The organism is Chryseobacterium taklimakanense (genome assembly GCF_900187185.1).
Lineage (GTDB): Bacteria > Bacteroidota > Bacteroidia > Flavobacteriales > Weeksellaceae > Planobacterium > Planobacterium taklimakanense.
This window is the reverse complement of record NZ_LT906465.1, coordinates 105,316-119,785: the sequence shown is the minus strand read 5'-3', so window position 1 is coordinate 119,785 and position 14,470 is coordinate 105,316. Positions and strand designations below refer to the sequence as shown.

Below are 14,470 nucleotides of genomic sequence, written 5' to 3'. Positions count from 1 at the left end.
GATTTAGGGATTGTTTGCAATTTCTTTTCTAATCCTACTCAATGAAGTGTCCGTAATGCCCAAAAAAGTAGCAATATGCTTTAATGACACATTCTGCACGATGTGTGGTTTTTCTTTTAGAAGTTTTAAATAGCGGTTCTTTGCCTGGTCGGCTATTAAAGAGATACTATGTTCCTTTAGTGCAAAATAACTTCCCACCAAAAGACCACGTTGTTGCTCCCTAAAGTTCAAGATAGTATTGAACAATTCTTGAAAGTTATTAAAAGTAATCTCCCAACAAACTAAGTCTGTAAGAGCCTGAATGTTTTCTCTTGTCGGTGCAAAGAAAAACATAGATGGGTAATCGATTACGACATCTCCCGAGCCGTAGAGATTGAAAGTGATATCGTTTCCTTCAGTGTCTATAATATAAGAACGAATAAAACCACTTTCTATAAACCAATAGAATTTCTCTACCTGCCCTTCTTTTAGTAAGTAGTCGCCTTTTTGGAAAGTCACTTGTTTGTAGCGAGGTATTATTTCTTTCAATTCGTCTTTCGTTATGCCGCTGGATGCGAAAACTTTATTTAAGAAATGTTCTTCTGTCATTTTAGTAAAACATATTTTATAGGTGGATTCAAACATCTAACGCAACGGTTAGATTGGGTAAAATTATGATAAAGTTTTGATATCTTAAATAAAATATGGATAACTTTTTCAGCCTTTTTGGGCAAAAAGTTCCCCACATTTTATTTTCTTCGACAACAGCGTTGTTTTTCATTTTAATTGATTTAGGATGAACTGGTTAAAGACATCTTTTGGGGTTTGGTAGTCCAAAACTTTTCTGGGTCTCTCATTGAGTTCGTTTTGGACCTGTTTAATTTTTTTGTTGGTTATTTTATTGAAGTCCGTTCCTTTGGGGAAGTAGTCCCGCACTAAGCCGTTTGAGTTTTCATTGGTAGGTCTTTCCCAGGGCGAGTAGGGATGGGTAAAATAGACCTGTATCTTGGTGTTTTTGGTGAAGAGTTTATGTTCGCTCATTTCTGTCCCATTGTCGTAGGTAAGTGTTTTACGCATGGTTTTGGGAATTTTCAGGAGTTCCTTTTCGAAAGCTTTTCTCACCGTGGCTGCGTTCTTGTTTTTTAGGGGAACGATAATGATGGTTCTCGTGGATCTTTCGACGAGTGTCCCGATGCATGACTTGTGGTCTTTCCCGATGATAAGGTCGCCTTCCCAATGTCCGGGGATTTCCCTTCCAAGGACTTCTTCGGGTCTTTCGTCGATGGAGACACGGTCCTTAATTTTGGGTTCCAGGACGGCCCTTGTTTTAAAGTTTCCTCTGGATTTTCTTTCCTGCCGGAGCTGGGCAATAAGTTCCTTTTTAAGTTCACTTTTACAGTGTACATAGATGTAGAGATAAATGGCTTCGTGGGAGATATTCATGGCTTTGTCATTGGGGTAAAGTCTTTTCAAAGTAACGGATATTTGGTCTGGCGACCAGCGCAGGGCGAGCTTTTGGTGGATGAATTCCTTAAGTTTTGGATTGGAGGATATTTTTGTTTTTCCGTCCTTTCTGTACATCGACCTGCAGAATGCTTTTCTGTTGGCGTGGTCTGCCTTGTAGGAACAGTGTGCATAGCGGTTGGTTTTGAGTTCTCTTGCGATGGTGGATTTGGCTCTGTTTAATTTTTTGGCAATTTGCGAGACGGAGTATTTAAGATTCCTGAATTCTTCAATTTTCACCCTCTCGGCAAAGGTTAATCTTCTGTAATTTTTCATAGCGACAAACGTAAAATAAATAAGTTAATTTCTTTAACATTTGTTGCGTTAGATTATTGAACCGGCGATAGTATTACCGCCAACGGAAAAAGTATTTGCGAAGGGCGGGCTAAATTTAACTGCAAGTTCAATTTCGACCGAACGAAGCAAATTGCTTTTTCAGATTACCAAATTACAAAAAAAAGTAATATGAAAAGCAAGTTGCGACTAAATGCATCGGGTAGTGGTTTTATAGATTCAACCCCGCCTTTTGCAAATACTATGTTAGCGGAAGTTTTTTAACTTTACATTTTAATATTCGAAATGAACACTATACAAAAACTTTTCAAAATCTTGGATATTAGGTCAGAAAAGGAAATGCAAGAAGTCATTACACTTATAAAAATAATTATAAGAAAAGATAGACAAAAATTGTTAAAAAAGTTATCTAATGAAACATCTTACGAATATGATGATATTTTCAATAAAGTTGATATTGATTTAGCAGATTAATGGAATTCCCACTATAAAAGGTGCCATTCCGTTTGGATAATAATTTATAGAGTTTTCCAAATTTTTCAAAACTATTTGATCATTATTGTGTTCCTCCCACCATTTTTCATAACCACTAACTACATCATTAACGAAATTTTCCAAACTTAAATTTAAAGAATTATTGATCTTGTTATTATGTAAAATAATATTATTTTCATTTGGAATTTGAAATAATATTTTTTCAAAATTAGGATAATCGTGATTTAATTTTCCCTGATGTAATAACGCACATCTAATTTTGTAAATGTCTTCACCACTCACGAAACCATTATATTTTTGTGCACAATATCTGTCAAACCACTCCTTATACTTTGTTCCATTTGTTTGACCATTTTCAGATGTTAATGCAGAGCATATGTCTGGAATAATTAATGAGTTGTTTAATGCTGAATAGAAAAGTCTGTGTTTTAAAGCCAGTTTTAGTTCGTCAATTAGTATTTGCATATGTTTGTTTTTAAAATTTCCGCTAACACTCAAATATCTGTAATTTATATGTCTTTGCCCTTAAATAAAGGGGTTCATAACTTACTCTCTCTAATTGGTTCAACATAAGTTTAACATTTCAGAAAATACTGATATATTGGTAGATACCTTGTTTATTAATTTGTGCTAATCTACTAATTTCCTGAAAATAAGGCAAACGAGTGCAGTAATAGTTATGACTTGCCTTTGCCCAACCATTCTGCAGAAGCAGTTCATTCAGGCAGTCGCCGTTCGGCAGGATCACATAAGCCAACTCACGCATCCAAAAATCTAACTGATTGTTTTTTTCTGTGAGCAGCGTTACCCTTGTTCCCGGTGGTGCTACCTGCAGCACAAAATCCAAACTCATCATTCCATATTGAAGCAGTAAAGAGGCAGGAATACCGCTTTTCGCTTCATCCTCGCGCATCTTTCTTGATAAATGAACTTCCGGTGCATCCAATCCGTAAAGTCTTATTTCCTTGCTTTCTTTTGTGAATTCCTGTTTCACTTTTAAACTGTCACCGTCCAAAACTTCTTCCACAATCCAAAATGGTTGGACATGGATGTTTTTAATCTGAAAATATTTTGCGGACGGATTTCCTGTTGTGCTGCCTTCCATTTCGTTAAGGCTTGCACTGGTTGCATTGTATTTCATTGATTTACAGTTTTTTGTATATTGTTTTTATAAAGATAATCATTCATATTTGTATCTGTCTAGACAACAGTGTTTTTCTCTCTTTTTTAATTTCTAAAACTTAAAACAATGGCAAGACAAAAAGGCCTTATGAAATACGTCGGAACAATCGGTGACGTTAGGCATTTTAAAATCAAAGGTCAGGAAGGATTTTTCGCCGGTATGGTCGGCGGTCCAACTGCGCAGCAGGTGCACTCTGCACCGGAGTTCGAAAGAACACGCGAAAATATGAACGAATTTGGCGGTTGCGCCAAGGTAGGTAAATCGTTAAGAACGGCTCTCTCCGCTCTTATGGGAAAATTTACGGATCCACAGGTAACCGGTCGTTTAACTTCTATCATGAAAAAAATCAATCTGGAGGACGGAACCGAGGCCAGAGGTTACCGAAAAGTTGAAGTGTCCACTCAGAGGAATTATCTGCTTGGATTCGAATTCAACAAAAACCTTTCTATCTCCGGTATTTTTAATGCTCCTTACGACATCGAGCCGGATGCAGGAAGAACTTCTTCAGATTTTATCGTTGCAGCTTTTAATCCTGCTGATCTGATTACTGCTCCTTCAGGTGCAACTCATTTCAGACTGATTAACGCGATTTCGGTTCTTTCTGATTTTTCTTACAATCCGACCACAGGAACATACGAACCTGATGACATGGTGAACAATGAGCTGACCAACATCGCTTATTCGCCGTACATTCCGTTGAATGTTCCTTATGCAGGTGATACCATTACAGCAACACTTCCGGGTGCTCCTGTTTTGGACAATAAAGTTTCGGTGGTTCAGTGTATCGGAATTGAGTTTTTCCAGGAAGTCAACGGAAACCACTATCCGTTCGCGAGTGGAAACTGTCTCAAAATCGAGGAAGTTTTTTAGGAAAAATTCTTCAAAGGGCTTCCCAAATAGGGAAGCCTTTTTTGTTTCACTTTACTATTTCACAAAAACTTATTGCGTTATGAAAACAAAAATCATAAGAGTTGCAGAAGGCAAAAATTCTACACTCTCGCATTTATACATTGACGGTATTTTCCAGTGCTTTCTCCTGGAAGATAAAATCCGGGAAAAGAAAATCATGAAGCAGACCGCCATTCCGGAAGGAATTTTTAAACTTCGTTTGAATACCTGGGGTGGAATGAACAAAACGTATTTCCCAAAATACGGACCGATCCACAAAGGAATGATAGAGATTGCAGATCTTCCAACATTCAGCTCGGTTTACATTCATGTTGGAAATACTATTGAACATACGGCAGGATGTCCGCTTGTCGGACTGTCCTACATCAAAAAAGACGGTGATTTTCAGGTCCTACAGTCCGTGGATGCTTACAAACAGGTTTACAAAAAACTGTATGAAGCCGCTACCGGAAGGGATAATCAGATTGAAATTAAGAATATTTTCCAATTTTAAAATCCAATGACAATGCAAACAGAAATCACACTCAATGTTTTGTTTGGCTCGGTTTCTTCCGTTCTTCTGGCGATTGTCGCCTATTTTATCCGACAGTTGCACAGCGATTTTAAAAGCATGGAAAAAGATATTACGGAAGTCAAGACAATGGCTTTGCTTATCAAAACAGAATTCAAAAACAGTTACGATCTTCTGAATCAGAAAGTCGATTATCTGGAACACCGTGTATCAAAATTAGAGTTAAACCAATTTAAAAATCAGGATCATGAAACAGAGAAATCTTAACCTTATCAGCAGAATCCAGGAACCAACGCCAAAATGGTTCAGAATCGTCCGCAATATCGGACTGGCTTTGTCGGCTGTCGGTGGTGTTATTGCTACCGCTCCGGTTTCGCTTCCTGCGGGAATAGTCACTCTTGGAGGGTATTTGCTTTTGGGCGGTTCTATCATTGGCGCGGTGAGCCAGACGGCAGTAAGCGCGGAAGAATACGGCGACAGATCCCGAAAATCCGGTGGGAATACCGCCGAAAATTCCGCTGGAAGCACAGAAAAATAGCGCTTATCTTCAACGAAAATTATTCAGGCCTGTTCAAAAGACAGGCTTTTTCATTTGCTTACATTGTTCTGCATCGCTTCGTTTAAAAGGGCGAAATATGTATGCTTTATCCTGCTTACGAGGGTGAAATGAATGTGAATCCAGGTGCATACAAAAAATCAGGATTCAATACGGGGCGGAATGCTTAGGTCCAGTCAGGGAAAGAGCCCGTTATGCAGTCAGATTCAGCACTCCACACAGGGCGGAATGCTCGGATTCAGTCGGGGAAAGAGCCCGTTATGCGGTTAGTTTGGGTTGGCATCCGGCGGCTGGTCAGCGGGATTTTTTTCTGTAAGTCAGGCAATAAAAAAACTTCCCGAAGGAAGTTTTAAAATTTACATTGTTAAATAATAACGGCGGACTAATGAGTTCCGGAGTTCCTGGACTGCTGCCGCCTGCTGTTGGATTTTCTTCTCCAGTTCCCATGTGGCTTTGATTTTTAGCGTCATTTCTGGGTTTTGGATGGATTTTTCCATGGCAGGCTGGATGAAATTCCGCATCAGGATTTTGAGGTCACAGAGGCGAAGCATCTCGATGACGCTTCCGCAAAGGTGCGGATGAAAAAATCCGTGTTTCCAGAGGGCGTAAAAGGTCCAGTAGACCGTTTCCATCTGTTCGGGACTGCTGCAATAGATGATAAAGCAGTTCGGGCAAGGCTCCTGCAGTGGTTTTCCTGCATTTCTGCCGCGGTTCAGGATGAAAATTGCCATTTCAGGCGCAGACTGTTGCACATCGTAGGTGCGTACTTTGAAATTTTGCATAACTCGGGTTTTAAAAGTTATGCTCCGCTGAAAAATTTCTAAAAGAAAAAAAAGAAAAAAAGAAAGTGCTCCAACTGTGTGGAAGGAAAATGCGATGCAATATTTTTTTGCAAAAAGTATTGCCGTATTTTATTTCACGGAGATAGTTTTTGCAAAAAACCGCTTGCGGCTTGATATTGTCAGCGCATTTTCCTGACCATACAACTTTACTTTCTTTTTTTTTATTTTTTCTTGTGGCTGAATCTCCGATTGAGGCACCAAAAAAATTTTCTATTCAAAACTGATTTTCTATTTGCTTTCACTTTCAAGGCGATGGGAAGCAATGGAAAAAACAGTGATATGACGGTGCGAGGGCTCGCAGCAACGGCATATGACTGTGCGCGGTGACGGAGGTGTATAGACGCCTGGAATGAATGGGTTCAAAAATTCCCAGAAGGGAAAGGCGGCTATATACCGGAGGAACTTGGACGAGTGGTGGCAAACCGGGGAAACAGACTCGCAGAAAAATGGTGTTTGCCGAAACAGTCAATTAGCGATAAATGTCAAACAAAGGACTGCCTGAAAAAGCGGCTGGAAAGACAGCGGTATGGAGGGCAGAAAGAAAATGCTTTTCGGTGGCGTTTTCAGCACGCGCCACAAACACACTACAACTCTTAGCCTATGAAACTAAAGTGTTTGTGGTGTGTGCTGAAAATATGGGAATGGAAAAAGCAATTTTGCGAATGGGCTGGTTTATTTTTGCTTTGGAATTCGCGAAATGCGTAAAGCATTTTCTTCTGCCTGGAATACTGCTGTTGTAAGCTCCCCCGAAAACAGTACGGTTTAAAAGTATAAAATAATTAACTTTAAATCGTTATTAAGACAATGAAAAAGAGCACATTCAGTCCTGCAAAGATTGCAGGTGTTTTAAAGGAGTTTGCCGGCGGCCGCAGTGCCGAGGAATTGGCAAGGGAAAATGGCATCAGTACAGCAACTTTATATAAGTGGCGCCAGAAGTACAATGGCATGGAAGCCAGTGAACTCAAACGGGTGAAAGAGCTGGAAGAAGAAAATGCCCGGCTCAAGCGGATGTACGCAAACCTCGCGATGGAACTTGACGTTGCAAAATACATTATCGAAAAAAAGCTCTAAAGCCTTGTCGGAAACGGGAGATTGTCATGGAGATCCATGAGCTCCGTCCGAAGGATTCCGGCAAGGCTTTACGTGTACTTAAATTAAGCAGAAGCAGTTTTCATTACCGCTCACTGAAAGATGATTCTACGGTGATGATGGAGCTTGAACAACTTACACAGAGCCATCCGAGAGAAGGTTTCTGGAAGTACTATTACCGGCTGCGCAACCGTGGCAAAAAAAATCAATCATAAGCGGCTACACAGGATTTATAAGGAAATGAAACTTCCTTTGCGGCGCAAGGTAAAGAAACGGCTCCCTGCCAGAGTAAAATCGCCCCTGGAGGTTCCGGAGACATTTACTCACACGTGGAGTATAGATTTTATGAGTGACGTACTTGCCAGTGGCAGAAAGTTCCGCAGTTTTAATGTGATTGATGATTACAACAGGGAAATTCTTCACATTGAGGCTGATTACAGTTTGAAAAGTTCGCGGGTAATCTGGATACTGAACCATCTGGTGAACCGCTACGGCAAGCCCGAGAAAATACGCATGGATAATGGACCGGAGTTTATAGCAAATATTGCTGAAGTTTGGAGCAGGGTAAATGAGATCAACTTTGCTTATATCCAACCGGGGAAACCTACACAGAATGCCTACATTGAACGCTTCAACAAAACCTACAGGAATCAGATCCTGGATGCATATATTTTTGAAAGTTTGGATGAAGTAAGAAGTGTTACCCAGGAATGGGTAAGAGATTACAATTACGAACGCCCCCATGACTCATTGGGTGGTCTATCGCCGGTGATGTGGAAAAATGGACAGCAATCCCAGGCTAAGGCAAGCACTTTTCCTGCCCACTTTTCTACATCCGACAACAACAGCAGTAAAAAATCAAGAAAAAATTCTACTTTTGAAGTGTACTGAAAATGGGGAGCTTACACTGTGCGCGGTGACGAAACTGAAAACACGGCTTGACCGTGTTTTGAGTGAAGGAACTTGGCAAATCCCGAAACTCTCTGCACCATTTTTCTGCATCCTATTTTGGGGTGGAGGGGATATGAAGGTTTTCAATCGGAGGACTGACCGTGTAAATTATGACTGCACTGGCGGCTGGAAGGCGTTGGAGCAAAAGGGCTGTGCCCGTTGCACGGAAAGCATTTTACATAATCTCAAATTATAGGCGCCTTTGGCTTTCTGACGGAATTTTGGCGGTGTATAGCATTTGGCTTTTCAGCGGTTTGGCACACCGACATTATGGAGGAAGTCCCCGTTTGCGGCTGCCGCGCGTATAATTTCGATTATGTAACTTGCTGTGGTAGAGCGGAGATTTTAGTACTGACAGTTTGTATTTAATTCTAAAATTACGAGACGGTGTCGCGTATTTCTAAAAGCAAAAGAGGTAATTAATCTCCCCAAAAGGAAATTCTTCTCCCGTTATTAAAAAGTTCGGGGTTATCGTGAATGTTACCAATTACTTCTAAAGAATAATGGGGTGAATCAAAAGAGGAAGTTCCGTCCTGGTGATCAAGATAGAATTTTCCATTTTCATAAATCACTTTTTCATTTTCTGAAAAATTGTTTGGTGCATCGCCGTAAGTAACCTTTACGATATCATCAACAAAAATCATTCTTTCATTTATATCCTGTATTCCTGTTGGTATTCGTTCTAACTTATTCATATTTTATAAAACTAATATTATTGGGTGGGGTTGGCAAAATATACAGCAAAGGAATGAGCAATCCCAAGCGTTGTGAAGCAACGAGCAGGGTTGAGAAATGACGACCTGGATATTTTTTAGGTCAGAAAAATTTTGATTTTACGTTCCCATTATGCAATAATTATTACAGTATACCTTCAAATAAAATCTTCTCAATATCTATCTGGGTCTATATTCTTTCATCATGGAATACCCAATTATTTTTATATTGGTACTTTTTTTTGATAATCTCTATGACCTCTTTAATGATGAGGAAATGAAGACTGATTTAGCGAATAAAATTGGAAAAATAGTTGAGATTTCAACATCTGTTAAACTAAAATAAAATAAAAGCAGGACTCATTAAATTTTGACTCCTGCTTTCAATTTTATGCAATTCCTTCAAAAAATGTTTTGATGAATTTTTCCCCTTCAATAATCCGGTCATCCAAATCTTCATTTTCAGAAAATTTATTAATTTTTAAGCAATAGTTTTCATCTAATATTTTGTGAGCAATCAGGGAATCTAAATATTCTGCTGTTTTTGCGCTAAAATTTTCTTCTATATAGTATCCGTCATTATTTGCTCTTAATCGAACCGAAATATTCTTCTTCGTTAGGATTAAAGGCTCACCATAAATCCCAAGTGTTACTTTCGTATTGAAACGCTGCTGAAGTACATATAAATACGGACTCCAATGAGAGCCACCTAAAGATGTTTTTCTCATTACATCATATTTCAAATGAAAGTGATCTTCGGACCAATATAAAAACCCTTCCAAATTGATATCAAACATATCATAAACAATGTAATAATATATCCAATCCTTAGGTTTTGATATTTCATTTTCATACTGCATTTTATAATTAACTACTATATCTGCTATATCCGTAGCCGGATTCGCTGACAAACGGTCAATCAAAAGGTGAACTGAATTTTTGATTTTATCAAAATGCTGTCTTCTGTTGCTTGGTGTGAGTAGTTCCCTCCAACTTGATTCGTTACGCGTTCCAACTCTCCATCTCCAACTGTAAAGTTGCGAATAATCGGCAGTTATGAGTAATGCGTGACTCAAAGTTTTATAATCAACTCCATCTGAAAATAATTTTCTGAAATTATCTGCATAAAATTCAAATCTATCATCAAAGTCAAAAACAGAAAGTGCGCCTCGCAGAAGTCTATGATCTTCTGTTTTGTGCATTACTTCCTTTAAATGCGGTTTTTGAATTAAGACTTCGCTTTTCAGATTTTCTTCGGCAATCTGACGGGTATTAAATTTAGAATCCGGATTTATTATTCCTGTTTTTATTAGCAAATCTGCATCTGAAACTAAATACCCTAAATTATCAATACGGACTGTATCTTCAGAATTCGCAATTAGATTTCGCAGTATTCTCAATCTCTTATTAAAATCTTCTGTACCATAAACTATGTGCTGTAAGTATGCGTACAGCATCAACTGTTCCCCTAAAGAGAAAGGGTTTGTATGTTCCTGTGGGTTATAAACCGCGGCACATTTTCGAAGTAAGTCAATCTCCGGTTTATCGAAAAACAACCTTACTTTTTCCTGACTGAAATCCGCTTCCTGTAGATAAAACAAATCAGAAAAATAAATATCAGGATTGCAGAGAGCATCTAATGCATCAAATAAGAATCTAACATTTTCGGGATTTTTATAAAGGTTATCATTTAGCAACTGATCCTTAATATCGGTCCGTTCAATATTGTTTTTAAGAAGTAAAATATCAGAAATGTAATTATAAAACCTTAAAAATGCCCGGTCTGCAAGTTTTGCAAGGTCAGGTTCCTGTAAATCTTTATGCATATCCCAAAAAAGATCGGACCATTTTTGATCTACATCATTTTTAAATTTACTTACAAATTCTGGCGGAATTACTTCAGTGAACTGAGACTTAAAATATTCAAACTCGGTAAGTTCTTTTCCTCTTGAATTCATCTTGATATAAAGATCATCCGGTAGTCCTAATTTCTCCATAGGTAAAAGGTGAAACACAATTTTAGGATTTTCGCTAATCAAAAAATCTAATGATAAATGCGTATCGTAAAACTTCTCTTCTAATGCCTGAAGAACCGTAAGCATCGATGATATAGTGGGATCATTATGCCACGCTGTAAAAAACCAAGGCTGATCTACAATGAGTTTCTTGATGTCTGAAAAACCTTTACCCGGATTAAAATCAACTAATTTTTTACAGAAAACATTTGAACTGTGGCGTGTTTCATAACTGAATTTTTGCAGAACCGGTCTTAATTCTTCTAAGCGTTCTTCTCTGGATGCAAGAAACCAATGCAACAAAAAAAGTGTTGTAAGACGCTGCTGTCCATCTAAAGGAATAAAATGCTTTGTCAATACCTTTTCTTCATTTTCATAAATCTTGGTATATCCGTAAATAAAATCAAGTTCCATTTTATCATTATCGGAAAGCAAAGTCTTTTTGATTGAATCAATAAATCTGTTTCTAATGGCAGGAACTTTTCCTGTTTCCCTTCCCTGTGCATAATCACGCTGGATGATAGGAATAACTATTTTGAATTCTTTTATTAAATTATAAAAACTGATGGTCATAAAATATTAGTTTAAAACAGATTGATTTTTTATGTAAGGAGCAAGAACTTTTTTTATTTCTTCAACATAAGATTCACGATCGCTGTGCCCCCAAAAATAGTATTGTTGTGAAGAATTTGTGTCATTATAATATTTTAGAAAAACTCTTTTAGTACATACTGGAATATATGCACCTTCTTTATCCATTGAGATAATTGCTCTTCTTTTTACTTCAAAAACAGAATTGTTGAGTGCGGCATTTTCATTATGGCCTAACAGTGCAAGATTAGCAATATTGTGGGGATCATTAATCTGCTGTTCATTCTTTTCAGAAAACTTTTCTATAATCTTCTTTGCTAGTCCTTCAAATACTTCATAAGTCAGTTTATCGTCGTTAAAGAGTTTCACTTCATCAAGTAACTTTTGCATTTCTATTTGTTCTGCTGCATCTGAAGTTTCTGTAATAACGTCTTCCATCAATTTTGTGTGATAACTTAGCCATTTTTGCCACTGCTCTTTCTTATTTCGGTCTAAAGATTCAGAATTTTGCGCGTGGATGTGTTCTAAACTCCAATGTTGATTTTTGTGAAACCTAAATGGATAAAATTCTGTTATTTTTTCATTAGTCCGAATTGACTCTATATTAAAAAGCATCAACACTTTCTCAATCTTTTTATAATCTCCTGCTGTACTGTATGAGAGTTTTTCAAAATCGCTATCTATACTTGCAGAAATTCTTCTGTTGATTTCTTCCTCAAATGTTGATTTCGGTGAGTTTACAGAAAGGTCAATTAAAGTCTTCAAATCATATCCATTGGTTATTAAAAACCCTGTTTTATGGTATAAATTTTTACTCTTGTACCACTCGAACAAAGTGTAATAATACCTTTCTACTGATAACCACAAGTCCCAAAGACTGCTGTTTTCTTTTTTCGACTCATTTACAAAATAAATGAAGGTATAAAGAGGATCAATTTCGTTTGTTCTCTTTTTAGAAATAATGTCAAAAAGCAATTCAATTTTTGTTGCATATTTTTCCATTTTAGAATTGGTAACAAATGACCAAAAATTTTCATCATTCAGTTGTTGCTCGATGATATCCCAAAACTGAGAAATGACAATTTTCTTTCTGTTTGCTTCGTCCGGAAGGTCTTCTTTGAAACTTGAAGATGAAAGAAATATCGCTTTTATCAATTCTGCATTTGTTAATGGAATTTTTCCCATATTCAGTCGGTTGAATAAATCGACGCTATCAACGCTCTCTTCTACACTATACCAAATGACCTGTACTGACTTTTTATCTTCTTTTCTCCCCAAGAGTGTCTTTAGAAAATCATCTTTATCCGAGCGGTTTAACTGTCTGTTTTCATCTCTGAACCAATTTTGAACAGTTTTATATGCTTCAGCAATATGGAAAAAATCGATATTTGATTTATCATCTTTAATATCTTTCAGGAATTCCTGACTTTTAGGGCGTGTTTCATAACGAAGTGAATAAATTTCTTTAGCGTAGTCTTCTTTAAGCGAATCCACTTTGAGAAAATCTTTCATCAAATAGTGTAAAATGATATAAATTGTTGTAAGTCGTTGCTGACCATCAATTACTTCGTAGCCAACAATACTTTCCTGATTTTCAGTCCAAGTTTTTGGCTTCACAACAACTGGCTGCAAGCAGTAAAAATCTTTATCATTAATATTTGATGATTTGCTGAATGCATAAATGTCTTCCAAGAGATCAGTAACGTGGTGCTCTGTCCAACGGTAACCACGCTGATAATACGGTATGTAAAAGTGACGGTCTAAAAGATCGTTGATACTTAATAGTTCTATTTCGTTGTTCATTAATAATAGTTTTATTCAGGTTTAAAATAATAGTTAAATAGTTTTTTGTTACAGAACGGCCATTACATTTTCAATATCGAGATTTATTTTGAGACAGTATTTTAGAAGGGCAATGTTTCATCATCTTCATATTCAAAATCTTCATTTGTTGAGTCTTCTTCAGGCAAAATTAAATCCCAATAGTTATTCATCAGATGATGCACTGAATGGGTGTAATACAGTTCACTTAGTTTGAATTTCAAATTTCTGTTTACAAAATAGCCCTGTAAAAAATTGCATTCATAATCAAATTCATAGAAGCCGTAGGGAAAGATTTCTTTGCATTCATGTAGCCACGGAATTATTTTATCAGCGGTTACAACATTAAATGCAGAAAAGTTCAGAAATAATTCTTTTGCAACTTTTTCCTTTTCAAAAAAATCACGTACGTATTTTACGGCTGAAACAAACTTTCTTACTTCTTCATAATATTTGTAATATTTATCTGTAAAAATATTTTCAATGGTGTCAAATTTTTCATATTTGCGTAGCCAAAGCTGGTAAAAAGATGCAGACAGAATACCTTCATTTGCTATTTCCTCTTTAATTTCTTTAACTCCTTTATCGCATTCAGACATTTCCTGATAGTTCTTGTATGTGGGTTTCCAATCATATTTTTCATCGGTATAAAAATACGGTGCAATCCAGGTATTCACTACTTCTATGCCTTCCGTTTTGAATGAGGAGCAGGAGCAAATATCACTGTAATCATCTTCATTTTCTTCAAAAATCAAACTCAGGCAGCACTCGCCATCAGGATTGACAAATGAAACACCTTTTCTGCCTTTGTAACAGTTAGTGCATTCACCGGGGTAAACTTTGAAGCCCAGTTCGGTTTCAGGATATTCTTTTATATTTTCAAAAAACTCTTTATATCTTTCAATAAACAATTCTTTTGAAACATCGCTGTAATTTTGGCCATCATTCAGCAGCACCTCCAGCATATCTGCGTTAAGTGTTCTGAATGATTCTATTATTAACTGTTTTTTGTTCAAAG

Annotated in this window: 15 protein-coding genes and 1 pseudogene; 7 read left to right on the top strand and 9 right to left on the bottom strand. The window is 37.2% G+C overall.

What is annotated here, in order from left to right:
* Positions 1 to 3: 3 nt before the first annotated feature.
* Entirely contained in the window at positions 4 to 588 is a 585-nt protein-coding gene (locus CKV81_RS00535) for a Crp/Fnr family transcriptional regulator (protein WP_095069383.1), read from the bottom strand.
* Positions 589 to 756: 168 nt separating this feature from the next.
* Positions 757 to 1,758: an IS30 family transposase gene (locus tag CKV81_RS00530; RefSeq protein ID WP_095069381.1), complete on the bottom strand. Its 1,002-nt coding sequence runs from the start codon at positions 1,756 to 1,758 to the stop codon at positions 757 to 759.
* A gap of 303 nt (positions 1,759 to 2,061) precedes the next feature.
* Here CKV81_RS00530 and CKV81_RS00525 point away from each other — a divergent pair, with 303 nt between their 5' ends.
* Positions 2,062 to 2,250 carry a hypothetical protein gene (locus CKV81_RS00525; RefSeq protein WP_095069378.1) on the top strand — a complete coding sequence of 63 codons (189 nt, stop codon included), beginning with the start codon at positions 2,062 to 2,064 and terminating at the stop codon, positions 2,248 to 2,250.
* Here the strand turns inward: CKV81_RS00525 and CKV81_RS00520 are convergent.
* Positions 2,239 to 2,736, bottom strand: a complete 498-nt coding sequence (locus tag CKV81_RS00520) for a hypothetical protein (protein WP_095069376.1) — start codon at positions 2,734 to 2,736, stop codon at positions 2,239 to 2,241. The genes CKV81_RS00525 and CKV81_RS00520 overlap by 12 nt on opposite strands.
* A 118-nt stretch (positions 2,737 to 2,854) precedes the next feature.
* Positions 2,855 to 3,412: a thermonuclease family protein gene (locus CKV81_RS00515; RefSeq protein WP_095069374.1), complete on the bottom strand. Its 558-nt coding sequence runs from the start codon at positions 3,410 to 3,412 to the stop codon at positions 2,855 to 2,857.
* A 108-nt stretch (positions 3,413 to 3,520) separates the two neighbouring features.
* Here CKV81_RS00515 and CKV81_RS00510 point away from each other — a divergent pair, with 108 nt between their 5' ends.
* The 4 genes from CKV81_RS00510 (at position 3,521) to CKV81_RS00495 (ending at position 5,412) form a co-directional block, all read left to right on the top strand.
* The gene (locus CKV81_RS00510) at positions 3,521 to 4,324 is read left to right on the top strand and encodes a hypothetical protein (RefSeq protein WP_095069371.1); all 804 of its coding nucleotides are present in this window, start codon (positions 3,521 to 3,523) and stop codon (positions 4,322 to 4,324) included.
* 79 nt (positions 4,325 to 4,403) lie between these two features.
* Positions 4,404 to 4,856: a DUF5675 family protein gene (locus CKV81_RS00505; RefSeq protein ID WP_095069368.1), complete on the top strand. Its 453-nt coding sequence runs from the start codon at positions 4,404 to 4,406 to the stop codon at positions 4,854 to 4,856.
* A 12-nt stretch (positions 4,857 to 4,868) separates the two neighbouring features.
* Positions 4,869 to 5,141 (top strand): hypothetical protein, encoded by a 273-nt coding sequence (locus CKV81_RS00500; protein WP_095069366.1) that lies wholly within the window; start codon positions 4,869 to 4,871, stop codon positions 5,139 to 5,141.
* Positions 5,122 to 5,412, top strand: coding sequence for a hypothetical protein (locus CKV81_RS00495; RefSeq protein ID WP_095069364.1), 291 nt, complete (start codon positions 5,122 to 5,124; stop codon positions 5,410 to 5,412). The genes CKV81_RS00500 and CKV81_RS00495 overlap by 20 nt, the downstream gene beginning before the upstream one ends.
* Positions 5,413 to 5,786: 374 nt before the next feature.
* On the opposite strand, the gene CKV81_RS00490 is transcribed toward CKV81_RS00495, so the two are convergent.
* Positions 5,787 to 6,212: a DUF6943 family protein gene (locus CKV81_RS00490; protein WP_095069362.1), complete on the bottom strand. Its 426-nt coding sequence runs from the start codon at positions 6,210 to 6,212 to the stop codon at positions 5,787 to 5,789.
* A gap of 539 nt (positions 6,213 to 6,751) precedes the next feature.
* Between CKV81_RS00490 and CKV81_RS00485 the strand changes: the two genes are divergently transcribed.
* Together CKV81_RS00485 and CKV81_RS00480 are read left to right on the top strand one after the other, a co-directional pair.
* Positions 6,752 to 7,012, top strand: coding sequence for a hypothetical protein (locus tag CKV81_RS00485; protein ID WP_095069361.1), 261 nt, complete (start codon positions 6,752 to 6,754; stop codon positions 7,010 to 7,012).
* A 64-nt stretch (positions 7,013 to 7,076) separates the two neighbouring features.
* A pseudogene (locus CKV81_RS00480) lies at positions 7,077 to 8,138 on the top strand (IS3 family transposase); the annotation flags it as partial.
* Positions 8,139 to 8,731: 593 nt separating this feature from the next.
* Here the strand turns inward: CKV81_RS00480 and CKV81_RS00470 are convergent.
* The 4 genes from CKV81_RS00470 to CKV81_RS00455 form a co-directional block, all read right to left on the bottom strand.
* Positions 8,732 to 9,007, bottom strand: a complete 276-nt coding sequence (locus CKV81_RS00470) for a YopX family protein (RefSeq protein WP_095069358.1) — start codon at positions 9,005 to 9,007, stop codon at positions 8,732 to 8,734.
* 407 nt (positions 9,008 to 9,414) lie between these two features.
* Positions 9,415 to 11,613: a DUF262 domain-containing protein gene (locus CKV81_RS00465; protein ID WP_095069356.1), complete on the bottom strand. Its 2,199-nt coding sequence runs from the start codon at positions 11,611 to 11,613 to the stop codon at positions 9,415 to 9,417.
* Positions 11,614 to 11,619: 6 nt separating this feature from the next.
* Entirely contained in the window at positions 11,620 to 13,434 is a 1,815-nt protein-coding gene (locus CKV81_RS00460) for a DUF262 domain-containing protein (protein WP_095069355.1), read from the bottom strand.
* A 101-nt stretch (positions 13,435 to 13,535) separates the two neighbouring features.
* A complete protein-coding gene (locus CKV81_RS00455) occupies positions 13,536 to 14,468 on the bottom strand; it encodes a hypothetical protein (RefSeq protein ID WP_095069351.1) in 933 nt (310 codons plus the stop codon).
* Positions 14,469 to 14,470: the final 2 nt, after the last annotated feature.